23 protein-coding genes, 1 tRNA gene and 1 pseudogene are annotated in these 25,577 nt (G+C 68.1%); 11 read left to right on the top strand and 14 right to left on the bottom strand.

All coding sequences use genetic code 11. The annotated features are described in order from the left end of the window. Positions 1 to 34: 34 nt before the first annotated feature. The 4 genes from ACYVHG_RS14675 to ACYVHG_RS14660 all read right to left on the bottom strand — a co-directional run bounded on the left by ACYVHG_RS14675 (position 35) and on the right by ACYVHG_RS14660 (position 4,853). A complete protein-coding gene (locus tag ACYVHG_RS14675) occupies positions 35 to 1,957 on the bottom strand; it encodes a galactan 5-O-arabinofuranosyltransferase (protein ID WP_461168272.1) in 1,923 nt (640 codons plus the stop codon). 1 nt (position 1,958) lies between these two features. Then, complete coding sequence (locus tag ACYVHG_RS14670; protein ID WP_461168216.1) at positions 1,959 to 2,720, bottom strand: decaprenylphospho-beta-D-erythro-pentofuranosid-2-ulose 2-reductase; 762 nt, start codon at positions 2,718 to 2,720, stop codon at positions 1,959 to 1,961. 23 nt (positions 2,721 to 2,743) lie between these two features. Then, on the bottom strand, positions 2,744 to 4,174 hold the full coding sequence (locus ACYVHG_RS14665) for an FAD-binding protein (RefSeq protein ID WP_461168215.1): 1,431 nt from the start codon (positions 4,172 to 4,174) through the stop codon (positions 2,744 to 2,746). Between the two features lie 79 nt (positions 4,175 to 4,253). Further along, the gene (locus ACYVHG_RS14660) at positions 4,254 to 4,853 is read right to left on the bottom strand and encodes a TetR/AcrR family transcriptional regulator (protein WP_461168214.1); all 600 of its coding nucleotides are present in this window, start codon (positions 4,851 to 4,853) and stop codon (positions 4,254 to 4,256) included. Positions 4,854 to 4,966: 113 nt separating this feature from the next. On the opposite strand from ACYVHG_RS14660, the gene ACYVHG_RS14655 reads away from it, so the two are divergent. The 5 genes from ACYVHG_RS14655 (at position 4,967) to ACYVHG_RS14635 (ending at position 11,252) form a co-directional block, all read left to right on the top strand. After that, positions 4,967 to 6,127, top strand: coding sequence for an acyl-CoA dehydrogenase family protein (locus ACYVHG_RS14655; protein WP_461168213.1), 1,161 nt, complete (start codon positions 4,967 to 4,969; stop codon positions 6,125 to 6,127). A 103-nt stretch (positions 6,128 to 6,230) separates the two neighbouring features. After that, positions 6,231 to 7,376, top strand: a complete 1,146-nt coding sequence (gene doeB2 / locus ACYVHG_RS14650; RefSeq protein WP_461168212.1) for a N(2)-acetyl-L-2,4-diaminobutanoate deacetylase DoeB2 — start codon at positions 6,231 to 6,233, stop codon at positions 7,374 to 7,376. 35 nt (positions 7,377 to 7,411) lie between these two features. Further along, entirely contained in the window at positions 7,412 to 8,671 is a 1,260-nt protein-coding gene (locus ACYVHG_RS14645; protein ID WP_461168211.1) for a diaminobutyrate--2-oxoglutarate transaminase, read from the top strand. After that, the gene (gene doeA / locus ACYVHG_RS14640; RefSeq protein ID WP_461168210.1) at positions 8,668 to 9,876 is read left to right on the top strand and encodes an ectoine hydrolase; all 1,209 of its coding nucleotides are present in this window, start codon (positions 8,668 to 8,670) and stop codon (positions 9,874 to 9,876) included. The genes ACYVHG_RS14645 and doeA overlap by 4 nt, the downstream gene beginning before the upstream one ends. Further along, positions 9,876 to 11,252 carry an NAD-dependent succinate-semialdehyde dehydrogenase gene (locus ACYVHG_RS14635; protein WP_461168209.1) on the top strand — a complete coding sequence of 459 codons (1,377 nt, stop codon included), beginning with the start codon at positions 9,876 to 9,878 and terminating at the stop codon, positions 11,250 to 11,252. The genes doeA and ACYVHG_RS14635 overlap by 1 nt, the downstream gene beginning before the upstream one ends. Before the next feature lie 13 nt (positions 11,253 to 11,265). Here ACYVHG_RS14635 and glmS read toward each other — a convergent pair whose 3' ends face one another. Beyond that, positions 11,266 to 13,086 carry a glutamine--fructose-6-phosphate transaminase (isomerizing) gene (glmS, locus tag ACYVHG_RS14630; protein WP_461168208.1) on the bottom strand — a complete coding sequence of 607 codons (1,821 nt, stop codon included), beginning with the start codon at positions 13,084 to 13,086 and terminating at the stop codon, positions 11,266 to 11,268. Positions 13,087 to 13,099: 13 nt separating this feature from the next. Next, positions 13,100 to 13,360 carry a hypothetical protein gene (locus tag ACYVHG_RS14625; protein WP_461168207.1) on the bottom strand — a complete coding sequence of 87 codons (261 nt, stop codon included), beginning with the start codon at positions 13,358 to 13,360 and terminating at the stop codon, positions 13,100 to 13,102. Between the two features lie 150 nt (positions 13,361 to 13,510). Between ACYVHG_RS14625 and ACYVHG_RS14620 the strand changes: the two genes are divergently transcribed. The 4 genes from ACYVHG_RS14620 to ACYVHG_RS14605 are packed head-to-tail and all read left to right on the top strand — an operon-like array spanning position 13,511 to position 16,284. Next, positions 13,511 to 13,726, top strand: coding sequence for a helix-turn-helix transcriptional regulator (locus ACYVHG_RS14620; RefSeq protein ID WP_461168206.1), 216 nt, complete (start codon positions 13,511 to 13,513; stop codon positions 13,724 to 13,726). Continuing rightward, positions 13,716 to 14,225 carry a hypothetical protein gene (locus ACYVHG_RS14615; protein ID WP_461168205.1) on the top strand — a complete coding sequence of 170 codons (510 nt, stop codon included), beginning with the start codon at positions 13,716 to 13,718 and terminating at the stop codon, positions 14,223 to 14,225. The genes ACYVHG_RS14620 and ACYVHG_RS14615 overlap by 11 nt, the downstream gene beginning before the upstream one ends. A 29-nt stretch (positions 14,226 to 14,254) precedes the next feature. After that, entirely contained in the window at positions 14,255 to 14,704 is a 450-nt protein-coding gene (locus ACYVHG_RS14610; protein WP_461168204.1) for a GtrA family protein, read from the top strand. Continuing rightward, on the top strand, positions 14,701 to 16,284 hold the full coding sequence (locus tag ACYVHG_RS14605) for a glycosyltransferase family 39 protein (protein WP_461168203.1): 1,584 nt from the start codon (positions 14,701 to 14,703) through the stop codon (positions 16,282 to 16,284). Before ACYVHG_RS14610 ends, ACYVHG_RS14605 begins: the two co-directional genes overlap by 4 nt. Here ACYVHG_RS14605 and ACYVHG_RS14600 read toward each other — a convergent pair whose 3' ends face one another. The 6 genes from ACYVHG_RS14600 to ACYVHG_RS14575 all read right to left on the bottom strand — a co-directional run bounded on the left by ACYVHG_RS14600 (position 16,285) and on the right by ACYVHG_RS14575 (position 21,567). After that, positions 16,285 to 16,560 carry a type IV toxin-antitoxin system AbiEi family antitoxin domain-containing protein gene (locus ACYVHG_RS14600; protein ID WP_461168202.1) on the bottom strand — a complete coding sequence of 92 codons (276 nt, stop codon included), beginning with the start codon at positions 16,558 to 16,560 and terminating at the stop codon, positions 16,285 to 16,287. 93 nt (positions 16,561 to 16,653) lie between these two features. Then, positions 16,654 to 18,294, bottom strand: coding sequence for an acyl-CoA synthetase (locus ACYVHG_RS14595; RefSeq protein ID WP_461168201.1), 1,641 nt, complete (start codon positions 18,292 to 18,294; stop codon positions 16,654 to 16,656). 82 nt (positions 18,295 to 18,376) lie between these two features. Continuing rightward, complete coding sequence (gene glfT1 / locus ACYVHG_RS14590; RefSeq protein WP_461168200.1) at positions 18,377 to 19,312, bottom strand: galactofuranosyltransferase GlfT1; 936 nt, start codon at positions 19,310 to 19,312, stop codon at positions 18,377 to 18,379. Continuing rightward, positions 19,305 to 20,105, bottom strand: coding sequence for a galactan export ABC transporter ATP-binding subunit Wzt/RfbE (gene wzt, locus ACYVHG_RS14585; protein WP_461168199.1), 801 nt, complete (start codon positions 20,103 to 20,105; stop codon positions 19,305 to 19,307). Before wzt ends, glfT1 begins: the two co-directional genes overlap by 8 nt. Position 20,106: 1 nt before the next feature. Further along, positions 20,107 to 20,964, bottom strand: a complete 858-nt coding sequence (gene wzm / locus ACYVHG_RS14580) for a galactan export ABC transporter permease subunit Wzm/RfbD (protein WP_461168198.1) — start codon at positions 20,962 to 20,964, stop codon at positions 20,107 to 20,109. Between the two features lie 87 nt (positions 20,965 to 21,051). After that, complete coding sequence (locus ACYVHG_RS14575; RefSeq protein WP_461168197.1) at positions 21,052 to 21,567, bottom strand: bacterial proteasome activator family protein; 516 nt, start codon at positions 21,565 to 21,567, stop codon at positions 21,052 to 21,054. A 71-nt stretch (positions 21,568 to 21,638) separates the two neighbouring features. Here ACYVHG_RS14575 and ACYVHG_RS14570 point away from each other — a divergent pair, with 71 nt between their 5' ends. Beyond that, on the top strand, positions 21,639 to 22,895 hold the full coding sequence (locus tag ACYVHG_RS14570; protein WP_461168196.1) for a cysteine desulfurase-like protein: 1,257 nt from the start codon (positions 21,639 to 21,641) through the stop codon (positions 22,893 to 22,895). Positions 22,896 to 22,907: 12 nt separating this feature from the next. On the opposite strand, the gene ACYVHG_RS14565 is transcribed toward ACYVHG_RS14570, so the two are convergent. Then, complete coding sequence (locus ACYVHG_RS14565; RefSeq protein ID WP_461168195.1) at positions 22,908 to 23,873, bottom strand: NAD(P)H-quinone oxidoreductase; 966 nt, start codon at positions 23,871 to 23,873, stop codon at positions 22,908 to 22,910. 92 nt (positions 23,874 to 23,965) lie between these two features. On the opposite strand from ACYVHG_RS14565, the gene ACYVHG_RS14560 reads away from it, so the two are divergent. Further along, positions 23,966 to 24,053: transfer RNA gene (locus ACYVHG_RS14560), tRNA-Ser, on the top strand. A gap of 724 nt (positions 24,054 to 24,777) precedes the next feature. On the opposite strand, the pseudogene ACYVHG_RS14555 reads toward ACYVHG_RS14560, so the two are convergent. After that, positions 24,778 to 25,371, bottom strand: a pseudogene (locus ACYVHG_RS14555) (recombinase family protein); the annotation flags it as partial. Positions 25,372 to 25,577: the final 206 nt, after the last annotated feature.

Raw genomic sequence — 25,577 nt, 5'->3', positions numbered from 1 at the left:
ACCACATTAGTCACACGAGTATCGGGTATGCGGGTCACTTCCGCACGATCACGACGAACGGCCCGGTCTCGGTGACGGCGAACCGTGGATCCTCGAACAGCTTCTCCGGGAAGGTGACGCTGTAGCGCCGCACGTTCGGATCGTTGGGGTAGACGTCCTCGGCCAGCCGCAGCGCCAGACCGTCCGCCGAGCGACGGAAGACGAAGGCGTTCGGCGCCCGCCACGGGGATTCGTCGAGCGCACGGATCAGATCGTCCGGCTGCTCCAGCTGCGCCCACGATTCGATCGCCGCGGACCGGTCGGTGAAGTGGGCCAGCGGATTCGCGTAGTTCGACGTCAGGTTCTGGAAACCCCAGTACGGGTAGATGGCCAGGAAGCCGTAATCCGCGGTGAGCACCACCGTCTCGGTACGGGGTTTCCCGGTCGCGGACAGGATCGCCGCGTCGACGTCCCGGTACGACGATTCCGCTCCCGCGGGCCGGCGGTCGCCGCGCTGTCCGTCGCCGCCGGTGTCGGAGTAGGCGATCGCGATCTCCCCGGCCAGCTGTGCGGGGATCGTCTGCGCTACGCCGACCGCGGCGAGGGCGCCGAGCACCACTCCGGCCTGCCGGTATCGCGGGTAGCCGTCGCCGAGCGAGCCCACCATCGATACCGCGCCGAGCGCCCCGGCCGAGGCCAGCAGGATGTGCAGCACCGGCTCGGTGCGGAAACCCAGCAGAGTGGTGCCGGCCGGCGCTGCGACCATCGACAGCAGTGCCCACAGGTACACCCCGGCAACCGCCAGCCCGAGGGCCTGCGCGTGCAGGCAGGTCCGCGCTCGCACCAGGATCCAGACGATGCCGATCAGCGCGAGGACGCCCAGCAGCGTGAAGTGGAACATCGGCAGCGGCAGCACCGACCCCTGTTCCGGCAGGTAGTGGAAGGCCGAACCCTTGGAATCGGTGCCCTCGCGGGCCGCGCGGAGCAGGAACGGGCCGTACGCCGGGGTGCCGATCACGATCGCGATCACACCCATCGCCGCGACCCGCGCCGGGTAGCGCCACTGGAGACGTCGTTCCCGTACGCCCTCGGCGACTAGTGCGACCACACCCATCAGGACCACCACGAAGGCCGCGACGCCGAGGTAGAGGGTGTACAACCAGATCGCGACCCCCAGGTACACCCCGACCAGGGCGATCGCGCCGCGCTGTCCGCGCAGAACGGCGTACCAGGCGATGATCAGCACCGGTGGCATGAGGATGGCGACGACGGCGCCGTAGGGCTCGGCGGATCCGTAGAGGAGCATCGCGATGGTGCCGGCCAGCGTCGCCGCGAGGGCCCGCGCCGGGGACCAGACCAGCAGCCACAGGGCGAGGGCGAGGGCGGCCGCCACCGCCAGCGAGATGATCGACCAGGGCTGGTAGGCCTCCCAGCCCTGCAATCCGAGGAGCTTCGCCAGCCTTCCGCCCAACCAGAACCAGCCGGGGGAGTACAGCGGCGGCATGTCCGCGTAGGTCATGTCCGCGAGCTGCGGCGAGGAGGTGAACCGGGTCAGGTACTCGGTGCGGAACTGCTGGTCGACGGAGATGCCGCCGAGGTACAGCTTTGTCCCGCCCAGCGGCAGTGCCAGGGTGACGGTCACGAATCCGGCGATGGTGGCGAAGGAGACCAACCGGGCCGCGCGGGCCGGCCACGGTCCGACCGCCGACGGTGTCCGGCGGGCGTGGGTGAGCAGCAGTGCGCAGCCGGCCAGTACGGCGATCGCGACCGCCTGCCAGACGGTGGCGAACGCCCGCGTCACGTTGGAACTGCTGTAGGCGGGCCACTCCACTGAACGGATGGCGAGCCACCCGACGACGGCGACCGCCGCCGCGATGATCACGGCGGCGGTCAGGTCGAGTGCCAGGTCCCGGGCTCGGGGCGGCGCTGCCGGGGCGACGGTGCTGGAGCCGGTGCGCGGGGAAGTCACGCCGGTCAGACTAGATGGGCAGCTTCTTGAAGATCGGCTGGGGCACGTTCCGCAGACCGAACATCACGAAGCCCCACGGCGACGGTGCGTAGATCAGGGACTTGCCGGCGATCGCGGCGTCCACGGCGAGGCGGCCGATGACCTCCTTGTCGATCGTCAGCGGCGCCTCCTTGACGTGTGCGGAGAACTTGGTGCGCACCATCCCCGGCCGCACCACCAGCACCGATCCGCCGAAGGGCTCCAGTGCCTGGCCGAGGTTGAGGTAGAAGCCGTCGAAGCCGGCCTTGGAAGAGCCGTAGACGAAGTTGCTGCGGCGCGGGCGCAGACCGGCGACCGAGCTCATCGCGATGATCTGGCCGTGGCCCTGTTCCTTGATCTTCTGGCCCAGCAGCACGCCGACCGAGACGGCGCCGGTGTAGTTGACCTGCGCCAGTAGCACGGCCTTGCGCTGGTCCTGCCAGAGCTGTTCGGCGTCGAAGTCGAGCGCGAAGGCCACGATCGCGACGTCGATGTCGCCACCGTCGAAGGCGGCGTCGATGGTCTTGGCGTGTCCGTCGAAATCGGTGGCGTCGAAGTCGACCACCTCGACCGAGGTCGCGCCGGCCGCCTCGACCTGGGCGACGGCCTGTTCGCGGAGCGGATCGTTCGGCAGTGCGGCGAGCACGACGCGCTGCGTGCCCTTGGCCAGGTACTCCTCGACGATCGACAGGCCGATCTCGGAGGTGCCACCGAGCAGCAGGATGGACTGGGGGACGCCGACGGCGTTCTTCATGGGATTCGATTCCTTCGTGTTGCTTAGGCGAGTTCGAGGCGGCGGCCCAGGTCGGAGATGAATACTCCGGTGGGGTCGATCCGGCGACGCGTGGCGATCCACTCGTCGATCTGCGGGTACATGGCGTGGAAGCGCTCCGCGGTGGTGCGCGAGTCCTTCGCCGTGTACAGCCGTCCGCCCATGGCCATGATGCGCACGTCGAGCTCGTTGAGGAACTCGGCGAGACCACGCTTGACCGGGAAGTCCAGGCACACGTTCCAGCCCTTGAACGGGAAGCTCAGCGGAGCCTGGTTCCCGTCGCCGAACAGCTTGATCACGTTGAGGAAGCTGACGTGGCCGGAGGCCTGGATGTCCTCGATGAGCTTGATGAACTCGGGCTCGTTGCCGGTGGGCACGATGAACTGGTACTGGCAGAAGCCGCCGGTGCGCCCGTAGGCGTTGTTCCAGTCACCGAAGGCGTCGAGCATGTGGTAGAAGCCCGCGAGGTTCTTCGCCTTGCCCCGGCTGGGCGGACCGGCGCGGTAGTAGGCCTCGCCGACCAGCGAGAAGTCGAACTTGTTCGCCAGCCCGTTGGGGAAGACGTTGGGGAACCGCAGCAGGGGCTTGTTGTTGAAGCTCAGTGGGTTCTTCCGGTACTTCTCCGGCAGCTCGTCGAGAGTGGCGAGGTTGCCGCGGGAGAACGTGCCGCGGCCCAGCTTCGGCGGCGCACTGATCGCGTCGAACCAGCCGGACGCGTACTCGTACCCGTCCTCGAATCCGTCCTGCAGGTGCAGGTCGATGGTCTCCTGCAGCGAGCCGGTGCGCTCGGTGTCGGCGATGAAGTAGGCGCTCTCGGTGCGCTTCATCTGGATCTTCGCGCGCAGGATGATGCCGGTCATGCCGACCCCGGCGACGGTGGCCCAGAACAGCTCGCCGTTCGGATCGTCGGTCGATCCCTTCGGGGTCAGCGTGCGCACCGTGCCGTCCGCGGTCAGCAGCGTCATCTCGAGGACGTGGTTGCCGAACGAACCCTGGCTGTGGTGGTTCTTGCCGTGGATGTCGTGTGCGATGGCGCCGCCGATGGTCACCTGGCGGGTGCCCGGGAGTACCGGGACCCACAGCCCGTACGGCAGTGCCGCCTGCATCAGGGTGTCGAGGTCGACGCCGGCGTCCACGTCCACGACCGCACTCTCGGCGTCGATGTCGTGGATCGCGCTCAGCGGCGTCATATCGATGGTGAGACCGCCGGAGTTCTGCGCCGACTCGTTGTACGAGCGTCCGAGTCCGCGCGCGATCACGCCGCGCCGCAGGTAGGAGGGCTTATCGGCCTCCTGATCGGCGACCACGGCCACCGCTCGGGCGATCTGGTCCACGTCGGGCGTGGACAGCACGTGCCCCTCGATCGGCGTGGTGCGCGACCAGCCCACCAGCGTGCGAGTCGAGATGGGCAGATACGGAAGTGTTTTCTCGGACATCGCAGGCCAGAGTACCGCTCGCAACCTGAGTCGATGCTGAGGTTGCGGCCGCTGTGACGCCGGCGTCGTCGGACTGTGGTCAGTCCTCGCCGATCGGGGCGATGCTCACCGTCAGCTCGGGCTTGCCGGAGGTGACGGCCCGTGGTCCCTGCAGGTGCGCCCACATCGCGTCGACCAGCGGCTGCAAGAACAGGGTGCCGAGCTGGCGCACCATGAGCGCGATCACCTGATCGGTCTCGGCCCGGTCGGTGCTGGCGAGGTTCGCCGCGCGCAGCCGCACCACCTCGCTGCGGGCGAGGTCGGTGAGCCGGATCAGCAGGTCGGAGCCGTTCGGGTCCAGCAGGGCGCGACGCAGGTAGTCGACGATGGCCGGATGTGCGGCCAGCATCGTCCGGACCGAGGCATCGCGCGCCGCAGCCACCTCGGCCGGCGGACCGTCGTCCGGCACCTGCGCGATGGCCCGCGCGTGGCACTCCACGATCTGCGCTTCGACGGCGTCGCGGAGCCCGGCCTTGGTCTTGAAGTGGTGCTGCACCAGCCCGACGGTGACCCCGGCGCGGGCGGCGACGGTGCGCAGCGGGACCGCGCTCTCGCCGTGCGCGGCGTACAGCTGCAGGGCGGTGTTGCGGATCCGTGCCTTCGCGGTCAGGTCCTGCTCGGTGGCGGGGAGATCTGTCACTGGCCCTCCCTTCTCCCGGCGAGAGCCTAGCCGCCATCGACAGCGGCTGTACGAATAGACAGTTCGCTATACAGGTGTATGGTCTTGTTGTCCGGTCAGATGGAGGGTCGTCGATGTCCGAGCTGTTCCCCGAGTACCGCGCCGCGTGGGAGACCGCGGAGCACACCGCGCTCCGCGAGCACGCGGCCGAGTTCTTCCGCCGCGAGGCCACGCCGAACCAGGAACGCTGGGCCGAGCAGCACCAGGTGGATCGCGACTTCTGGAACAAGGCGGGAGCGGCCGGGCTGCTGTGCACCGAACTCCCCGAAGCCCTCGGCGGTGCCGGTGGCGATTTCGGGCACGATGCGGTCGTGGTGCAGGAACTGGCGCTCGCCGGGGACTCCGCCTTCGGCTTCGGGGTGCACTCCACGATCTGCGCGCACTACATCGCCGACTGCGGCACCGCGCAGCAGCGTGAACGCTGGTTGCCGGGCGCGGCCTCCGGCGAATCGGTGCTGGCCATCGCCATGACCGAGCCGGGCACCGGCTCCGATCTGCAGGCGGTTCGCACCACAGCCGTCCGACAGGGCGACGAGTACGTGATCAACGGTTCGAAGACGTTCATCTCCAACGGCAGCCACTGCGACCTGCTGATCATCGTCGCCAAGACCGATCCGGCCGAGGGCGCGAAGGGCATCTCGCTGCTCGTGGCGGAGACCGGCGCACTGCCCGGCTTCGAGCGCGGACGGGTGCTGCGCAAGATCGGCCAACACGGCCAGGACACCCGGGAACTGTCGTTCACCGACATGCGGGTCCCGGCGGAGAACCTGCTCGGCGGGGTCGAGGGACAGGGCTTCTACCAGCTGATGCGGCAGTTGCCCCGGGAGCGGTTGAGCATCGCCGTCGGGGGAGTGGCCGCCGCCGAGGCGGCCCTGACCGAGGCCGTCCGGTACACCAAGGAGCGCAAGGCCTTCGGCCGTCCGATCGCCGACTTCCAGAACACGCGATTCGAACTCGCCGAGTGCAAGGCCGAGGTGCTCGCCGGGAGGACGCTGGTCGATCACTGCATCGCACTCGCGATCGCGGGCACCCTGGACGCCGCCACCGCTTCGATGGCCAAACTCTGGGCCACCGAGATGCAGTGCCGGGTGGTGGACCGCTGCCTGCAACTGTTCGGGGGCTACGGCTACATGATGGAGTACCCGATCGCCCGGATGTACGCCGCCGCCCGGGTGCAGCGGATCTACGGAGGCACCAACGAGATCATGAAGGAACTGATCTCCCGCGGCCTGTAGGCCGCAAGAGACGGACCGTCCGGCACCGTCCGGCCTCCACGATCGCGCTGAGCGCGGTACGTTGGGAATCGACTTCAGACGGAGACGATCCGAGGAGGTCCGATTGAGCGTTCCGTGGGTCGAAACCGTTGCCCATGCCCGTGAACTGCGACACCAACTGCATCGCCGCCCCGAACTCGGCTGGGCGGAGTACAGCACCGCCGCTGCCGTGCGCGCCGAACTCGACGCGATCGGCATCGGGTGGCGCGAGTGCGCGGGTACCGGCACCGTCGCACGACTCGCCCGGAGCGCTCCCGGACGGCATGTGGCGCTGCGCGCCGACCTCGACGCCATGCCGATCGGCGAGGCGACCGGTCTCCCGTACGCCTCGGAGAACGACGGCCTCATGCACGCCTGCGGACACGACGGCCACACCGCCGTGTTGCTCGCCGCGGCCCGCTGGCTCGCCGGCCACGAAGATGTCCTGCCCGGTCCGGTGACGCTGCTCTTCCAGCCCGCCGAGGAGGGTGGGCACGGTGCCCGCGGCATGATCGAGGACGGCGCACTGGACGGCGTGGAAACCGTTTTCGGGTGGCACAATTGGCCCGGAGAACCACTCGGCCGGGCACTGTGCCCGGACGGTCCGGTGATGTCCGCGAACGGCACTTTCGAGATCGACCTGATCGGTCGCGGTGGTCACGCCTCACAGCCGGAGTCCACGCGCGATCCGGTGCTCGCCGCGGCGGCGGTCACCGTTGCACTGCAGCAGATCGTGGCACGCCGCACGCCGCCGCAGCAGGCGGCCGTGGTCGCGGTGACCACCCTGCGCGCGGAGAGTGCGCCCACCGTGACACCGGACACCGCGGCGCTGGCGGGCAGTGTCCGCGCCGCCGACGACGATGCGCGGACCACCCTGTTCGCCCTGATCGAGGAGATCGCCACCACCACCGCGGCCGCTCACGGAGTGCGCGCACAGGTGCGCACCGCTATCCGGTACGGCGCCACCGTCAACCACCCGGGTCCGGCGGCCGAAGTGCGCCGGTGCCTCTCGACGGTGCTCGGCGCCCACTGGTCCACCCCGGCTCGCACCCCGGTGCTGGCGTCCGAGGACTTCAGCTACTACCTCCAGCGCGTTCCCGGCGCCTTCGTCCTGCTGGGCAGTGGCACCCGGGCGCCGCTGCACAGCGCCGAATACGACTTCGACGATGCCCTGCTGGACCCGGCGGCGCGACTGCTGGTCTCACTCGCGGGCGCACCCGAGCCGCCCTGACCGACCGACGCACCGAACGAAAGGAACTGAGCACCATGACCGCAGCCACTGCACCGTTCGAGAACTGGGAATCGGAAGTCCGCGGCTACTGCCGGAACTTCCCCACCGTCTTCGCCTCCGCGTCCGGATCGCGTCAGGTCGACGAAGCGGGACGCAGCTACATCGACTTCTTCGCCGGCGCCGGCGTGCTCAACTTCGGGCACAACAATCCGAGGATGAAGAGGGCGATGATCGACTTCCTCGAATCCGACGGTGTGGCGCACAGCCTGGACACCTACACCACCACCAAGCGGGACTTCATCAGCCGCTTCCACGAGGTGATCCTCGCCCCGCGCGGAATGGATCACCGGATGCAGTTCACCGGCCCCACCGGTACGAACGCGGTGGAAGCGGCACTGAAGCTGGCACGCTTGGCCACCGGGCGCCGTGAGGTGGTGGCCTTCAGTCACGGCTTCCACGGGATGACGCTCGGCGCGCTCGCCGCCACCGCCAACGAGGCCTTCCGTCAGTGGGCCGGGGTACCGCTGCGGGACGTGGTGCGCCTACCCTACGAGAGCGCTCCCGGTGGGAAGACGGCACTCGCGGATTACGCAGCCGCGCTGCAGGATCCGTCCAGCGGACTGCTGCCGCCGGCCGCTTTCCTGGTGGAGGCGGTGCAGGCCGAGGGCGGTGTGAACGTGGCCAGCCCGCAGTGGCTGCGCGAAGTCCAGGAGCTGGCCCGGGAAACCGGCGCACTGTTCATCATCGACGACATCCAGGCCGGATGCGGCCGCACCGGAAGCTATTTCAGCTTCGACGGTTACGATCTCGACCCGGACATCATCACCCTGGCCAAGGGGCTGGGCGGGTACGGCACACCGATCGCGATGAACCTCAACAAGCCCGCGGTGGATGCGCACTGGTCACCCGGCGCACACACGGGCACCTTCCGCGGGCAGGGGCTGTCGATGGTGGCGGGCACCGTCGCCCTGGAGTACTTCACCGACGACGAGCTGATGAAGGCCGTAGCCGTCAACGGGGAGGCGATGCGTGAGAGGCTCGCATCGATCGCCGCGGCACATCCGGACCGCGACTGGGAGGTGCGCGGTAAGGGCATGATGCAGGCGCTCGACACCGGCGACGGTGGGTTCGCCAAGGAGGTCCAGCGGGTCTGCTTCGAATCGGGTCTGCTGATCGGCCCGTGTGGAAGCGGTGGACGGGTCTTGAAACTCATTCCGCCGTTGACGATCTCCACCGAGGACCTCACCGAGGGGTTGGACCTGCTGGCCCGCGCGATCGAGCAGGTGGCCCGATGAAGGCCCGCGACGACATGACCTTCGCCCCCGCCGAGTACGAGCGGAGGCTGACCGAGCTGCGTGAGCGGATGGAGCGCCGCGGACTCGATGCGGTGGTGATCACCGATCCCGAGAACCTGATGTACCTCACCGACTATCAGACCACCGGCTACTCGTTCTTCCAGGCGCTGGTGGTGCCGCTCGACGACGAGCCGGTGATGATCACCCGCGCGATGGAGGAGTCGAACGTGATCGCCCGGACCTGGGTGGAACGCACGAGGCCGTACCCCGACACCGGTGATGCGATCCAGGAATTGGTGCTCACCCTGAAGGAGGGCGGGCTCGGCACCAAACGTGTGGGATACGAGCGCAACAGCTACTTCTTCCCCGCCTACCAACAGGATCGGGTGCACACCTCGTTCCAGCCGGGTGTGCTGATGGACTGCTTCGGGATCGTCGAAGCCGGCCGTGCCACCAAGTCCGCTGCCGAGATCGAGATCATGCGCAAGGCCGCCCGCGCCGCTGAGGCGGGCATGGCTGCGGGGCTGGAGGCCGCGGTCCCCGGCAACACCGAGAACGATGTGGCCGCCGCGATCAGTTCCGCGATGTTCCGGGCCGGTGGTGAGTTCCCCGCGGTGATGCCCTACATCGCTTCCGGACCGCGGTCGATGATCGGCCACGCCACCTGGGAGGGGCGCACCATCGAGCCCGGCGAGCACGTCTTCCTGGAGGTCGGCGGCTGCTACCGCCGGTACCACACGGCGCTGATGCGCACCGTGGTCAACGGTGAGCTGGCACCGAGCATGTATCAGGCCCAGGAGCGGATGAAGTTCGCCCTCGCAGAACTGAAATCGCTGATGCGCCCGGGGATGACGGTCTCGGACGCGGACTCCTTGGTGCGTCGCATCATCTCCGACAACACCGTCGGCGCGCGCCTGGTGACGCGGTCCGGGTACTCGATCGGCATCGCCTTCCCGCCGTCCTGGGACGAGGGTTACATCCTCAGCCTGAATCCGGGGGACTTCACCGCGCTGGAACCGGGGATGACCTTCCACGTGATCCCCTGGATGTGGGGTGTGGACGGTGACAAGACCGTGGGGATCTCGGACACCATCGCGATCACCGAGGACGGCTGCGAGTCCTTCTTCACGCTCGACGAGGACTTCACCGTGCACGACGGCGAGAGCAGTCCAGTAGAGCGACCGGAGCAGGGGCAGGTGCAGTGATGACGATGTTGACGGCGACCGATCCCTCCACCGGCCGGGTGATCCGCGAGCAGCCGGCCGCGACCGCACCCGAGGTGGAGCAGATCCTCGAAAGTGCCGAGAACGCCTTTCCGCAGTGGCGCGCCGCTGGATTCGCAACCAGAGCCGGGCTGCTGCGGGACGTGGCCGCAGAGCTGCGGCGCGGCATCGAGGAGTACGCCCTGGTGATGACCGAGGAGATGGGCAAGCCCATCACCGAGGCTCGTGGTGAGGTGCAGAAGGCGGCCTGGGCCGCTGAGCACTACGCCGACCACGGGGAGCAGTACCTGGCGACCGAGTACGTCGACTCCGACGCCGCATCGAGCTACGTGCAGTATCTGCCGCTGGGGCCGGTGTTGGGCGTTCTGCCGTGGAACGCACCGTTCTGGCTGGCTTTCCGGTTCTGCGCACCGGCGCTGATGGCGGGGAACACCTGCGTGATGAAGCACGATCCGCATGTGCCGGGGTGCGCCGCCGCGATCGCTGCGGCGTTCCGTGCCGTCGGGGCTCCGGAGGGCGTCTTCGCGTCACTGCCGGTGGCCACACCGGACGTGGCGGACGTGATCCGTGACCGCCGTATCCGGGCGGTCTCGTTCACTGGCTCGGACCGCGCCGGCGCGGCGGTCGCGGCGGTCGCGGCGTCGGAGATCAAGCCGGCCGTTCTCGAACTCGGTGGATCGGATCCGTCGATCGTGCTCGCCGACGCCGATATCGACGCAGCGGCGGAGGTTCTCACCCTGTCGCGGATCATCAATGCAGGGCAGTCCTGCATCGCCGCGAAGCGGATCATCGTGGAGCGTTCCGTGCACGACGAGTTGGTCGAGGCCTTGCGCAGCCGGCTGGCGGCGCTGCAGATGGGAGATCCGCGCCTGGAATCGACGCAGATCGGCCCGATCGCCCGGGCCGATCTGCGGGACAACCTGCACCGGCAGGTGGTCGAGACCATCGCCGCCGGAGCCACCTGCGTGCTGGGCGGGCGGATCCCGGACCTGCCCGGATACTTCTACCCCCCGACCCTTCTCGACGGGGTACGTCCGGGGATGGCCGCCTGCGCCGAGGAGACGTTCGGTCCGGTCGCCGCGGTGATGACCGCGGTGGACGCCGAACACGCCGTCGACCTCGCCAACGCCACCCCCTACGGGCTGGCGGCGAGCGTGTGGACCGAGGCCGCGCGCGGTGAGCGGATCGCCCGGGATCTCGAAGCCGGGCAGGTGAGCGTGAACGGCATCGTCAAGACCGATCCACGCCTGCCCAGCGGCGGAATCAAGCGCTCGGGGTACGGCCGCGAGCTGGGCAGGGCCGGTATCCACGAGTTCGTCAACGCCCAGCAGGTGTGGGTGGGTCCGAAGCGGGAATGACCGGCCCGTCCGGCTATTCGACGGTGACCGACTTCGCCAGGTTGCGCGGACGGTCGATGTTCAGGCCCAGGCTCAGTGCCGCGTAGTAGGCGAGCAGCTGGGTGGGGATCATCAGCAGGATCGGGTCCAGCTCGGGCTCGCTCTTGGGCACCGTGAGCGTGACCTTCGCCTCGGGCAACTCGACGCCCGGATTGGTGATCGCCACGATGTCGCCGCCGCGTGCAGCGATCTCATGCAGGGCACCGACATTGCGGTCCAGCAGCTCGTCGTCCGGGACGACGGCGACGGTCGGGAGCTCGGGGCTGATCAGGGCCAGCGGTCCGTGCTTGAGCTCGGAGGCCTGATACGCCTCGGCGTGCCGGTAACTGATCTCCTTGAACTTCTGTGCACCCTCGCGGGCCGTCGGATAGCCGCGCACCCGTCCGATGAAGAACAGGCTGGGAGCCTCGGCCAGCAGCTTCGCGGCCTTCTCGATCTCCTCGGGCGCGCTGATGATCTCCCCGATCTGTGTGGGCAGGTCCTTGAGCGCCTTGACGATCCGGCTGCCGTCGGTGATCGAGAGGTCACGGACACGGCCCAGCGCCAGGGCGAGGAGTGCGAAGCCCACCGCCATGTGGGTGTTGGCCTTGGTGGAGGCCACCGAGACCTCCGGTCCGGCGTGCAGGTAGATGCCGCCGGAGACCTCGCGGGCGATGGTCGAACCGACCACGTTCACCAGGCCGACGATGGTGCCGCCCTTGCGCTTGACCTCCTGCACCGCGAACGCGGTGTCGGCGGTCTCACCGGACTGGCTCACCGCGACGTACAGGGTGTCCGGCTCGATGATCGGGTTGCGGTAACGGAACTCGCTGGCGGCCTCGGCGTCGGCGGGGATACGGGCGAGTTCCTCGATCAGCGAGGCGCCCAGCTGCCCCATGTAGTACGCGCTGCCGCAGCCGAGGATCTTGACCCGCTTGAACCGGCGCATCGCCTGCGCGTCCAGGTTCAGTCCGTCCAGGCGTGCGGTGGCGAAGCGCTCGTCGAGCCGCCCCGAGAGCATCCGCTCCAGGGACTGCGGCTGCTCGGCGATCTCCTTGAGCATGAAGTGGCTGTGGTTCCCCAGCTCCAGCTCGTCGGGTGAGATATCCACGGTGGTTGCGGATTTGGCGACCGCACGGGCGTCGTCGGCGCTGAACATGCGGAAGCCGCCGGCGGTGACGGTGGCGCACTCGCCGTCGTCGAGGTGCACCACCTGGCTGGTGTGCCGGACCACCGCGGAGATGTCGGAGGCGACGAACATCTCCTTGTCGCCCACGCCCAGGATCAGCGGCGAGCCGTTGCGCGCCACCACGATCCGGTCCGGGTGCTCGACATCGACGACGGCCAGCGCGTAGGTGCCGCTGAGCCGGTGCAGCGTCTGCCGGACGGCGTCCTCGAGGGTTTCGGCGTCGCTGCGCGCGATCAGGTGAGCCACCGCTTCGGTGTCGGTGTCCGAGGACAGCTCCACACCCGCCGCCTCCAGCTCGATCCGCAGATCGCGGGCGTTGTCGATGATGCCGTTGTGCACCACGAAGATCCGTTCAGCGGAATCGGTGTGCGGGTGGGCATTGGCCTCCGACGGTGCGCCGTGCGTGGCCCACCGGGTGTGCCCGATGCCGGTCTTTCCGGCCAGGCGCTTGGGCAGCGCGGCCTCCAGATCGCGCACCCGGCCCATGCTCCGGACGCGCTTGGCGCCGGAGGGCCCGAGCACCGCGATGCCCGCCGAGTCGTAACCCCGGTACTCGAGCTGGGTGAGTCCGTCGACGAGGATGTCCACGGCCGTCTGGCCGCCGATGTATCCGACGATTCCGCACATGTGCAAGGTGCTCCTAGCTGTAGATGAGGCGGCGCAGCTGCCGCTCGGTGAGATCGGGGGCTGCGACGAGCCGGCTGCGCAGCTCGCCCGAGAGGGTCTGGAAGATCTCCGCGTTCTTGGCGCCGCTGCTGCGCAGGGCGCGGTGCCGCCGCCGGACGAACTCGTCCACCGGCTCCCGGTAGTAGGCGGTGACATCGTCGATGACCCGCACGGCCTCGGTGGCCGAGAGCCCCGTGGTCCGCGCGATGTGATTCACGAGGTCGCTGTCCGGCACCACTCGATCTTCCGGGCACGAGGGTATTGCTGTCAACGTTCCTGCCCGGAATCGGGCAGGAACGTGTCGCATTCGGCCTTCCAGGAAGCACCCGGGAGCAAATTGTCAAGAAGCCTTGACTCCGAATGTCAAGAATGCTTGTCTTGAGGTGTGGGTGATTCCAATCCGGTCCGACTGCGCCGACGAGCCATGCGGATCACACAGGCCGAGCTGGCCGCCCTGGTCGGCGTGAGCCGCCAGACGGTGGTCTCGGTGGAGAAGGGCGACTACGCGCCGAGCGTGTACCTCGCCGTGAAGATCGCCCGCGCGCTGCAGAGCACCGTTGAAGATCTGTTTCCCCTGGAGGAGGAGAGTCATGCCGGTTGAGACCAAGATCGAGGAGTTCATCCTTGCCGCGTCGGACCCCGCGTGGGGCGACGAGCGCAACCGGGACGAGTACTACCGGGCCGCCACCATCGGGCAGTTCTGGTGCACCTACGCCTTCCTGGTGGTCGCGATCATCGCGGCGCTGCAGGGCGCGGTCCTGGCCTCGTTCGCAGCGATGATCCTGCCGGGAGTCGTCACGGTGGCGATGTTCCGCTACTGCCGGCGCCGCGGAGTCGCGTACGCGCAGCTGATGTCGACGTTCTCGACCGGGCGGCGGTGGCTGGTGGTTCTCGCCACCGCCGGGCCGCTGATCCTGCTGTGGTTGGGGGCGCTCGCCGTCGGCTCCGACTACTTCGGCACCGATCCGGGCAGTCTGGCCGGCGCCGCGGCGGGTGCCGGCGTGGGGATCGCCGCGGCGATCGGCGTGGTCGCCCTGGTGAAGAACCGGGAGAAGCGACAGGACGCGCGGGCCGCCGAGGACGACGACGTCTTCGAGTAAGGGCGCCGGGGTGGGTACCCTGATCCTCCGTGACCACATCTGATGCTGCGGAGCGCGGCGAGCAGCGCGATCACCTCGATCTGAGGACGCAGCTCGTCCGGTTCGTCATCACCGGCGGATTCTCCGCTGTGGTCGATTTCGGGCTCACCCTGCTGCTGGGCAAGTTCCTCGGACTCGACGAGGCGCTGGCCAAGACCATCGGTTTCATCTGCGGCACCACCACCGCCTACCTGCTCAACCGGCGATGGACCTTCAAGGCCGAACCGTCCACGAAGCGGCTGATCGCGGTGTGGGTCCTCTACGTCGCCATGTACGGCGTGCAGCTGGGCCTCTACATGGCCTTCTACACCCTGTTCCCGCCCCCGGAGGACGGCATCGGGAGTTACCTGAACCGGCTGATCGCGTTCGTGATCGCTCAGGGGACGGCGACGGTGGTCAACTTCATCGTGCAGCGCACGGTGATCTTCCGGTTGATGTGAGGCGGACGGTCCCCTGGGCGCTCGCCCTGCTCGGAATCGGTCTCTCGCTCTGGCAGGGCGGGCGACCGTCGGTGTGGTTCGACGAGCTCGCCACCGCATCCGCGATCGACCGCTCGCCCGGTGAGATGTGGCGGATGCTCGGTGACATCGACGCCGTGCACGGGCTGTACTACTACGCGCTCAAACTGTTCACGCTCCCTCTCGGGCCGGATGCGGCCTCGTTGCGTGCCTTCTCGGCGGTCGGCGCCGGCGCCGCGACGGCCGCCTGCTACGTACTCGCGCGACGGCTCGGTGGCGACGCCGTGGCGCTGGTCGCGGGCATCGTCGCCGTCGTGCTCCCGCGGATCACCTGGTCCGGAGTGGAGGCCCGCTCGTACTCGTGGGTGATCGCCACCGCGGCTCTGGTGCTCATCGCGGCGCACCACGCCGGCGCCGGTGACCGCCGGCGGGACTGGGTCGGTTACGGCGCCGCCCTCACGCTCGCGACGGTGCTGTTCCTGTACTCCGCGACCCTTGCTGCCGCGGTCCTCGCCGTGATCGCGTGGACCACATCCGCTGCCGCCGGCGCCCGGAGGGTGCGGCTGAAGCGGGCCGGGATGGCATCCGCGGTGTCGATACTGATCGCGAGCCCGGTCGCGGTTCTCGCCGCGACCCAGCGCGATCAGGTCTCATGGTTGCAGTGGCCGGGCTGGATGATCTTCCAGAACGTACTGGTGGACCAGTGGTTCGATCACTCCTACGCCTTCGCGGGCCTGGCCTGGGCGATCATCGCGGTGGCCGCGCTGCTGTGGTGGCGGCGCGGCGTCCCGCCGGATCTGGCGCCCGCACTGCGCTGGGGAGTGAGTGCGGCGCTGGTGCCGCTGGTGGTGATCGTGCTGGTGTCCACCGTGCTCCCGTCGTACGTGGGGCGCTACGTGAGCTTCACGGTGCCGGGGATCGTGCTGGTGCTCGCCGCCGCGGTGACGACGCTGGCCCGCGCCCTCCCTCGCCCTCGGCGGGTGGGGGCGGCGCTGCTCGCCGCACTCACCGCCACCGCGATCCCCGGTTACCTGTGGCAGCACAGCCCCCTCTCCAAGCCCGGGGGCAGCGATTTCAGTTACGCCGCGCGGTACATCCGCGAGAACGCCAGGCCCGGCGACTGCATCTTCTTCCAGGTGCAACCGAGCTGGTCCGGACCCTCACTGCGGATCGCCTACCAGGGACTTCCGGGCGTCTTCGCCGGCCTGCACGATATGGGGTCCGACGGTGACCGCCGTGAACGGGGCACACTGTGGGACAAGGACCGCGGGGTGAACCAGTGGGCGCAGTGGGCGGCGGAGAACTGCACCTCCGCGTGGGTGCTGGCCGACGCGGACCGGCCGGACGACGACTTCCGGCAGGAGAACGGCAACCTGTGGTGGACCTTCCGGCAGTTCCAGTTCATGGGCACCGATATGCAGGTCTCGCTCGACGACGGCGGGCTGACGGTGGTGCATCAGGAGCAGTTCCACATCCTGCAGGTGGTGCACCTGGTGGCTCCGCCGCCGGCCCAGGGGCCGGACCCGCAGCCGCTGCCGCACACCCGCAACGGCTACTGGTGATCAGGCAGCGCGAGCGCCGATCGCCTCGGCCAGAATCGTGATCACACCCTCCGGGTCGTCGTGCAGGTGGTGCCAGGAGAAGCTCAGCACCGACCACCCGGCGGTCCGGGTGGTCCGGGTGATGTTCGGTGCGCAGCAGGCCGGGCGTATTCGCACGATCTCCCCGGCGCGAACCCGCGCCGCGATCATCGAGTCACTGACACCGGCTGCATGCAACTGCGCCCGGGTGGTCACGCCGTCCTGCGCGGCGAACAGCAGTGCTGCATTCCTCCACATACCAATTGGACGCATGTGGCCGCGGCACGGTTCCGGCGCGCAATTTGCGGTCATCCGTTCCAATGATCATCGGTACGAACGACCGCATGATCATCAGTCCTTGGATAGTTCCCGCCGCACGATCTTGCCGGTGGCGTTGCGGGGCAGGCCGTCGAGGAAGACCACGTCACGAGGCACCTTGAACCGAGCCAGGTTGCTGCGCACGAAGTCCTTGATCTCGGTGGTGAGCCGCTCGGCCTCGGCCTCGCTGGGCGCGCCGCCGGAGAGCACCACGAAGGCCCGCAGACGCTGCCCGAAGTCCGGATCGGGAACGCCGATCACTGCGGCCTCGTCCACGTCGTCGCGGGTCACCAGCAGGTTCTCCACCTCGAGCGGGTACACGTTCTCACCACCGGAGACGATCATGTCGTCGTCCCGACCGTCGATGTGCAGGAGACCGTTCTCGTCCCAGTGGCCCATGTCTCCCGAGGAGAGGTGCCCGTCGATGATCTGCTTGGTGCGGCCGTCGCTGTAGCCCTCGAACGGCGCACCCGCGCGGACGAAGACCCGCCCGCGTTCTCCGGCGCCTTCCACCAGGCGGTCGTCCTGGTCGTACAGGCGGATCGTGGTGAGCACCGGCGGCTTCCCGACGGTGCCCGGCGCGGTGCGCAGTTCCTTCGGCGTGGCGACCGTCGCGATCGCCACCTCGGTGGAGCCGTAGAGGTTGTACAGCACGTCACCGAAGACGTCCTGGAAGCGCTCGGACAATTCGGGGGAGACCGCGGAACCGGCCACCACCACGGCGCGCAGCGAACTCAGGTCGTACTTCTTGCGCACCTCGTCCGGCAGCGCGAGGAGGCGGTTGAGCATGGTGGGAACCGCGATCAGCATGTCCGCCCGGTTCTCGGCGATCAGCTTGAGGGTGTTCTCCGGGGCGAACCGGCGCATCGTGACGGTGGCGGCGCCGACGGACATCGCCGCCGACCACATCCCGAAGCCGGTGGAGTGGAAGATCGGCGAGGCGATCACCACCGTGCCGCGATGCTTGAACGGGATCCGGTCCACCAGCATGGCGGTCGCGAACGAGGGCACCTTGCTGCGAGCGGCGCCCTTGGGCAAGCCGGTGGTACCGGAGGTCAGGATGATGAAGCCGCCGGGCCGGCCGGGGGGATCGACCCGGCTCGCGTCGCGGCCCTTGGACAGCGACTCGATGGTGTGCGCACCCTCGGGAACGGTGTCGTTCTCATCGACCCAGGTGAGGTAGCGCGGCATGTCGGCGGGCAGGCCGTCGAGCAGCTCGGTGAACTCGCTGTCGTGGAAGACGGCCTGAACCTTCTCCCGCTCGCACACCTGCGCGAACTGGGGCTTGGCGAAACCGGTGTTCATCATGGCCAGACGCAGGCCGGCACGGGCCGCTGCGCTGATCAGCAGGAGCAGGCCCCGGTGATCGCGCGCCAGGACGGCGATCACGTCGCCCGGCTTCATACCGGCGGCCACGAGTCCGCGCGCGAGGGCGTTCGACTGCGCGTCGTACTGCGCGAAGGTGAGGGTGCCGTGCTCGTCGACGATGGCCGTGCGGTCCGGGTTCTCCAGCGCGCCCTTCATCACCAGGGCCGCCTGCGAGCCGTACTTGCGGTTGAAGCCGATGGCGCGGAACGCCACGTCGGGTCGGACCGGATCGACTACGCGGCGCTGGACCAGGCGGAGGGCTGCCATGCCGTGCGGAATCAGATCTGAGGCCAGAAGCGTTCCCATGCCGACGATGATAGGGGGTGGTTTTCGATCGCGGAGCACAACCCCTATTGAAGGGGGGTCAACAACCGTTCGGAGGTCGCGATCAGGGGCGGGTGAAGCGTTCCGCGCGCCCCATCCGGCGCAGCCGCAGCCATTCCCGGAAGCCTGTGACGTCGCGTTGTTGAATCAGGAAGAACCACCCGAATCGGGCGTACTCCTGTGGAACGAGCCTGCGCATACCGGGCTGCGACTGCAAGTAACCCCGGTTGCGGTATGTGAAGAACCGTTTAGTGGGATTGTCCGGATATTGCGTGTGCATCCGCCCGCCCAGGATCGGACGGAACTCGTCGGCACCGTTCGGGTGCAGGTACGCCGTGGTCAGGCAGGTGCCGAAGGGCAGTCCTGAGCGGACCAGCCGGCGGTGCACTTCCACCTCGTCGCCGCGGATGAACAGCCGTAGGTCCGGTACCCCGACCGCGGCCACGGTGTCCTTGCGGAACAGGGCTCCGTTGAACAGAGAGGCGATCGACGGCAGCAGGTCGTCCGACGGTGCCTGTGGGTCGATCAGTTCCGATCGCTCGCGCCGCCAGACCAGGCCGCGTCGCAACGGGAAGGCCAGCGTCTCGGGGGCGTCGATGTTCGCGACCACCGGGGAGACCTCGGCCAGGCCGTGCCGATCGGCGCACTCGAGCAGCGTCGCCAGTACCTCCGGACCCTCGGGACGGCCGTCGTCGTCGGCGAGCCAGATCCAATCGGCGCCGAGCGCGAGCGCATGCAGCATCCCGAGCGCGAAACCCCCTGCGCCACCCAGATTGAACTTCGAGGGCAGGTAGACCGTGGGTACCGGTTGCCGGGCGACGAGCTCCCGGACCTCGGGCTGGTCGGCGTTGTCGACCACCACGATCGTGTCCACCGGACGGCTCTGGGTACTGAGCACCTCCAGGGACTTCGCCAGCAACTCGGCGCGATCGTGGGTCACGACCACCGCGACGACGGTGCCCGATCCGGCGCCGGACGAGGCCGGCTCGCGCTCAGGCATCGTCGTCCTCGGCCTTGATCTTGGCGATCACCTTGCGCACCTGCTCGCCGGCGTCCGGACCCTCGTACGCGGTCACGACCTCCTCGATCCCGCCCTCCTGGCGCACCTGACCGTGGTCGATCCACATCGCGGTGTCGCAGAGCTGAGCGAGGAACTCGTTCGAGTGCGAGGCGAAGACCAGAATGCCGGACCGCTCCACCAGGGCCTGCAGGCGTTTGCGCGCCTTGCGCAGGAACTCGGCGTCGACGGCGCCGATGCCCTCGTCGAGCAGCAGGATCTCCGGGTCGATGGAGGTGACCACGCCGAGCGCGATCCGCACGCGCATACCGGTGGAGTACGTGCGCAGCGGCATGGAGAGGTAGTCGCCGAGCTCGGTGAACTCGGCGATCTCATCGAGTTTGCGCTGCATCGACTTGCGTGTCTGCCCCAGGAACAGTCCGCGGATGATGATGTTCTCCAGGCCCGAGATCTCCGGGTCCATGCCCACGCCCAGATCGAAGACGGGGGCTACGCGGCCCTTGACCACGGCGGTGCCGCGGGTCGGCTCGTAGATGCCCGAGAGCAGCCGCAGCAGCGTCGACTTGCCGGCGCCGTTGTGGCCGACCAGGCCGACCCGGTCGCCCTCGTTGAGGTTCATGGTGATGTTGCGCAGCGCCTCGACCACCACGACGTTGTCGTCGGCCACCACGGCGCCGCCCGCCTTCCCCATGACGGCGCGCTTGATCGACCGGGATTTGGCGTCGAACACCGGGAAGTCGACGCAGGCGTCCTGCGTACGGATCGAAACGGTCATCTCACACCCAATACGCGACTCGGGAACGGAACTGCTTCATCAGCACCAGCGTCAGCGCCCAGCCGACGACGGTGCACCCGATCACCACGTACCAGTGCTGCGGATCGAAGGGCTTACCGGTGAGCGGCCCGCGGACCAGCTCCAGGTAGTGGTACAGCGGATTCAGCTTGACCAGCTGCGCGCGCTCGCTGTTGCCGCCAGGCACCGTCTCCAGCGTCCACACCACCGGCGTGACGTAGAACAGCAGCTGGGTCAGCGCGGTCAGCAGCGGAGAGATGTCGCGGAAGCGGGTGGCGAGGATGCCGAAGAACAGCGCCACCCACACCGCGGTGAGCGCCAGCATCCCGATCGCCGGGATGACGCTGAGCTGCGTCCACGACCATCGCTCGGGCGGGAAGATCGCCAGCACGACCACCACGATGATCATGTTGTGGGCGAGGAACAGCAGATGCCGCCACACCAATCGGTACACGTGCACCGACAGTGGCGCCGGCAGTTGTTTGATCAGGCCCTCGTTGGCGATGAACACCTCGGAGCCGTCGATGATCGAGCTCTGGATGAAGTTCCACAGCACGAAACCGACGGTGAGCTGCGGCAGCAGCGTCTTGACATCGGCACCGAGCAGGACCGACCACAGCAGGGCCAGGGCGCTGGCGGTGACACCGGTGGCGATGGTGATCCAGAACGGGCCGATCACCGAGCGGCGGTAACGCTGCTTGATGTCCTGCCAGCCCAGCTCGAGCCAGAGCTCGCGGTGCGCGGTGGCACCGTCGACCAGGTCCCGGACGGCGCGCCTGACGGTGCGCGAGTCCGAGACGATGGGCGCCGGGTGGGCGGCGGTAGGACTATCGGCGGGCACGATGAGAAAGGGTACCCGCACCCCAGGTACGGGTCGGTGAGGTCGCCGGTGAGGTCGGCGGACGGGTCCCCGGAGGGGTCGGGCGACTCACAGGTACTGGCCGTGACCGGTCTGCGATTCCGGCCCCGGGTTCATCACCGGCGGCAGCGCGCCCTGGCGCATCTGCTCCAGCTGGGCGCGGGCCGCCATCTGTTGCGCGAACAGCGCCGTCTGGATTCCGTGGAAGAGTCCCTCGAGCCAGCCCACCAGCTGTGCCTGCGCGATCCGTAGCTCCGCGTCCGACGGGGCGGCGTCCTCGGTGAAGGGCAGGGCCAGGCGTTCCAGCTCGGCCTGCAGCTCGGGGGCGAGTCCGTCTTCGAGCTCCTTGATCGAGGTGCGGTGGATCTGCATCAGACGAGCCCGGCTGGCCTCGTCGAGGGGGGCCGCACGCACCTCCTCCAGGAGTTGCTTGATCATGGTCCCGATACGCATCACCTTGGCCGGCTGCTCCACCATCTGGTGCAGTTCCTCGGCAGTGCCGTCGGCGTCGCCCGACCCGCCTTCCGGGGTCGAGCCGGGGCCGGACCCGGCAGGGATGATCTCCACCTCGTTGCCATCGTGCATAGCACCCATTCTGGCAGTTCGAGTCGGGCGGTCCCTCGACTCGTCGGACGGTCGGTGTAATCTGCGTCCCAGTGAACACATTCTCTGGCGGCCAAGGGGAACCTGGGCGCACGTCGACGTCGGTTGCGGTCTCCGCATTCGACGTCGCCCGTGTCCGGGGGCTTTACCCTGCGCTCGGAGACGGTTGGATCCATTTCGACCCGCAGGCCGGGGCTCAGATCCCCGGTGCTGTGTCGTCCGCGGTCGCGAGTGCCTTTCGCGGATTCGTGAGCAATCCCAACGGTGTCTACGCTGCAGCTGCACACACTCGCGGGATCGTCCAGGCGGCCCGGGTCGCGGTTGCCGATCTGGTCAACGGCAAGCCCGAGGGCGTGGTGCTGGGGCCGAGCCGGGAGAACCTGCTGGGCGGTCTGGCCGAGTCGCTGAGTGCGCGGCTCGGGCTCGGCTCGGAAATCGTGCTGTGCCGGCTCGACGACGACGCCAACCAGACGCCGTGGCTGCGGGTGGCCGATCGTGGCGGCGGCCGGGTGAAGTGGGCCGAAGCGGATATCGAGACCGGTGAGGTGCCCGCCTGGCAGTTCGGGGAGCTCGTCGACTCGGCCACCTCGCTGGTCGCGGTGACACTCGCATCGTCGACCATCGGCACCGTGATCGATGTGGCCGAGGCTGCGCGGGCCGCGCACGAGGTCGGTGCGCTGGTGGTGGTGGACGCCACGAGCGCCGCGCCCTACGAGCTGCTCGACATCGAGCGCCTGGGTGCGGACGTACTGCTGGTGAGCGCCAATCGCTGGGGCGGCCCGCAGGTCGCGGCGATGGTCTTCCGGGACCCGACGATCTTCGACCGGCTGCGGCCGGTCAATCCGGACCCTGCGGCGCAGGGGCCCGAGCGGTTCGAACTCGGAGAGCATCAGTACGCGATGCTGGCGGGCCTGATCGCCTCGATCGATCACCTCGCCGGCTTGGACGAATCCTCGGTAGGTACTCGCCGTGACCGGCTCGAACACTCGATGTTCGGCCTGCGTCAGTACCAGCAGCGGTTGCTGTACTACTTGCTCAACTCGCTCGCCTCGGCGCCGCAGGTGGCCATCATCGGCCGTGCCGAGCGGCGGATCCCCACGGTGTCGTTCACGCTGCCGGGTGTGCCGGCCAGCAAGGCCGCCAAGCGTCTGGCCGACAACGGTGTGTGCGCCTTGTCGAACGTGCCGAGCCGCTATTTCACCGGACTCGGTGTGACCGAGTTCGGGGGAGCGGTCACTGTGGGGTTGGGGCCGTACTCCACCCCGTACGACGTGGACCAGTTGGTCCGCGCGCTCGCGTCGCTGGGGTGACCCGCTCGCGGTTCACAGTGTGAGCAGGACTTTTCCGACCGATTCGGGTGAGTCCAGCAGATCGTGTGCGGCGCCCGCGTCGGCGAGCGGCAGGCGCTGCGAGATCACCGGTCGCAGCCGGCCGGACGCGAACAGCGGCCAGACGTTCTCCCGCACCGCGGCGACGATCTCCGCCTTGCCGCGCGGGCCGGTGTCCGGGCGGTTGCGCAGGTTTGTGGCACTGATCCGGCCCCGCTTGGCGAGCAGGGCGGCGATGTTCAACGTGCCCTCGATACCGCCCTGCAGACCGATGATCACCAGCCGGCCCCGATCGGCCAACGCCCGGACGTTGGCCTGAAGGTACCTCGCTCCCATGATGTCGAGGATGACGTCCACGCGGCCCGCCAGCACCTCGGCGAAGTCCTGCTCGCGATAATTGATCACGATGTCGGCGCCGAGGTCGCGGCACTGCTGGGCCTTGTATTCGGAGCCGACGGTGACGGCCACCGTCGCCCCGAGTGCTTTGCCGAGTTGTACGGCGTGCGTGCCGATCCCGCTGCCTCCGCCGTGCAGGAGCAGCGTCTCGCCCGGTTGTAGTCCGGCTTCGACGAGCACATTGGAATACACGGTGCACGCAACCTCGGGCAGTGCCGCCGCATCGACCAGAGTGACGCCCTCGGGGATCGGAAGGCAGTGTGCGGCAGGGGCGACCGCGTACTGCGCGTATCCACCACCGGCGAGCAGAGCGCACACCTCGTCGCCGACGCCGAGGTCGGTGACGCCGGGACCGAGTGCATCAACCGTGCCCGAAACCTCGAGTCCCAGTATGGGGCTGGCGCCCGGCGGTGGGGGATACAAGCCCCGCCGTTGGAGCAGATCGGCACGGTTGACCGCTGTCGCCGCGACGCTGATCCGCACCTGACCGGGACCTGGCTGCGGGGTGGGTGTCTCGATGATCCGCAGGTTCTGTGTGGCCTCGTCGACGCCGATCGCCCTCATGGGTTCATGGGTAGCACATGTGCCGGTCAGGGACGCGTCTGAGCAGGTGGTGGACATTGGGTCGGGTGTGGTTCCGGTACCATCCGGTGCAGGGAAGCGTGGCAGAGCGGCCGAATGCACTCGCCTTGAAAGCGAGCGTGGGTGAAACCACCGGGGGTTCAAATCCCTCCGCTTCCGCCAAAAGTGTGTTGTTCGAACCCGCCGTACACAATAGTGTACGGCGGGTTTTCTGTTGCCCTGGCGATGCTTTGACCTGCTCGAACATCAGCCGCACGGCGCTGTGGCGTCCCTGGTGGATCGTTCGGTGGTAGACGGTGCCTCTAGGTGCGGGCACGGCGTCAGCGTCGCCCTGGGCGTCGCTGGGCATGTCTGGGAGTGCGTTGACGGGACGAGGTGCCACCCTCGCCACGATCTTGGTGTCCCTCGCCCGTGCGAGTAGTTGTGCGAACGGGGTATGAAGCTCAGCATCCTCGATCTGACCGTCCTCGCCGACGTACAGTCGGCGGAAAAAGCCCTGATTGAACATGCGGCGCTCCCGTGGCTTCGCCGTTCGGTACAGCCGGTGGCAGTGTTGGATCAGGTCAAGTGCTCGATCGAGCACACGCTGCTGGTCGCTGGCGCTTGCCTGTGCCAACGCGATCGCCTTCTCCGCTTCATGGAGTTCGCGGGTGAATCGCGCCATCTCTCGCTTGAGCATGTCGAGTGGTATGGCGCCTTCGTAGTGGGCGGCGAGCAGCTTCTCACGTTCAGCTTCGATTCGGCGAAGGTCACGTGCGCCCTTCTCGGCCGCCAGCGCCGTTTGTCGTTGGTCGTGTGCCATCTCATCGATGACCGTCGCCCTGATGGCGGCCGCCACATCGGTCGGAATGTGTAGATGGTTGTAGAACATCTCGATACCCTCCTCGATCTTGGCGACCGACACGTAACCGCGCGGGCACCGGTCCTCTCGGTTACGCCTGCCCATGCAGAAGAAGTACTCGTAGGTGCCACCTTTGCCGGTATTGCGCGAGAACACCATTCGACTGCCGCAGTGTCCGCACCAGATGCTGCCGCGCAGGTAGTTGTTGTGCGTGCGATCCTTCTCGCCGGCCGTGTTGTGGGCTCGGAGCACGTCCTGAACGCGGAGCCACGTCTCAACGGTGACGAGCGGCTCATGGGTGCCCTCGTGGTAGACGCCGCGGTAAGCGACAACGCCGATGTAGTACGGGTTGACGAGTAGCTTGTGGAGCGACCCAATTGACACCGGACGGCTCGGAACTTTCGGGGTGCGTCGCGTTCGAAGGCCACGCTGTTCGAGCGCATCGGCCAGCTGGGCGATGCTCCACTCGCCTGTGGCGTACTGCTCAAACGCCCAGACGATGTGGCCAGCGCGGTCAGGGTCGGGTTCGACCCAGCGAATATCACTGACATCCTCATAGCGCCGCTTGTTGAGGTAGCCGAGTGGTGCGCGGCCAGGCGTACCACCCTCTTTCGCCTTGACCGTCAATCCCTTGAGCACCTCAGTGCCGAGGTTGTTGCTGTGATAGCTGGCCACGCCGCGTTGAATTTGAAGATTGAGCTTGCCCTGAGGTGTGTCATCGACGTATTCCGATACGGAGACAAGTCCGACGTGTGCTGCTTCGAGACCACTGTCCACGTAGTAGGGAGCTTGACCCGGTTTCCCGGACAGTTGACGTGACGGCTTCAGGCTACCGATGAGGCGGC

It is taken from the genome of Tsukamurella serpentis (assembly GCF_054780975.1).
The sequence above is the reverse complement of the archived record's forward strand: the minus strand, read 5'-3'. Positions and strand labels throughout refer to the sequence as shown.

What these genes read in the sequence shown, in the direction of transcription:
- ACYVHG_RS14615 (WP_461168205.1), top strand. Translation starts at nt 13,716, where the DNA reads ATGCCGGTTGAGACCAAGATCGAGGAGTTCATCCTTGCCGCGTCGGAC.
- ACYVHG_RS14600 (WP_461168202.1), bottom strand. Translation starts at nt 16,560, where the DNA reads ATGTGGAGGAATGCAGCACTGCTGTTCGCCGCGCAGGACGGCGTGACC.
- ACYVHG_RS14635 (WP_461168209.1), top strand. Translation starts at nt 9,876, where the DNA reads ATGACGATGTTGACGGCGACCGATCCCTCCACCGGCCGGGTGATCCGC.
- ACYVHG_RS14665 (WP_461168215.1), bottom strand. Translation starts at nt 4,174, where the DNA reads ATGTCCGAGAAAACACTTCCGTATCTGCCCATCTCGACTCGCACGCTG.
- ACYVHG_RS14565 (WP_461168195.1), bottom strand. Translation starts at nt 23,873, where the DNA reads ATGAGGGCGATCGGCGTCGACGAGGCCACACAGAACCTGCGGATCATC.
- ACYVHG_RS14575 (WP_461168197.1), bottom strand. Translation starts at nt 21,567, where the DNA reads ATGCACGATGGCAACGAGGTGGAGATCATCCCTGCCGGGTCCGGCCCC.
- doeA (WP_461168210.1), top strand. Translation starts at nt 8,668, where the DNA reads ATGAAGGCCCGCGACGACATGACCTTCGCCCCCGCCGAGTACGAGCGG.
- ACYVHG_RS14670 (WP_461168216.1), bottom strand. Translation starts at nt 2,720, where the DNA reads ATGAAGAACGCCGTCGGCGTCCCCCAGTCCATCCTGCTGCTCGGTGGC.
- ACYVHG_RS14655 (WP_461168213.1), top strand. Translation starts at nt 4,967, where the DNA reads ATGTCCGAGCTGTTCCCCGAGTACCGCGCCGCGTGGGAGACCGCGGAG.
- wzt (WP_461168199.1), bottom strand. Translation starts at nt 20,105, where the DNA reads ATGACCGTTTCGATCCGTACGCAGGACGCCTGCGTCGACTTCCCGGTG.
- glfT1 (WP_461168200.1), bottom strand. Translation starts at nt 19,312, where the DNA reads ATGCCTGAGCGCGAGCCGGCCTCGTCCGGCGCCGGATCGGGCACCGTC.
- ACYVHG_RS14645 (WP_461168211.1), top strand. Translation starts at nt 7,412, where the DNA reads ATGACCGCAGCCACTGCACCGTTCGAGAACTGGGAATCGGAAGTCCGC.
- ACYVHG_RS14595 (WP_461168201.1), bottom strand. Translation starts at nt 18,294, where the DNA reads ATGGGAACGCTTCTGGCCTCAGATCTGATTCCGCACGGCATGGCAGCC.
- glmS (WP_461168208.1), bottom strand. Translation starts at nt 13,086, where the DNA reads ATGTGCGGAATCGTCGGATACATCGGCGGCCAGACGGCCGTGGACATC.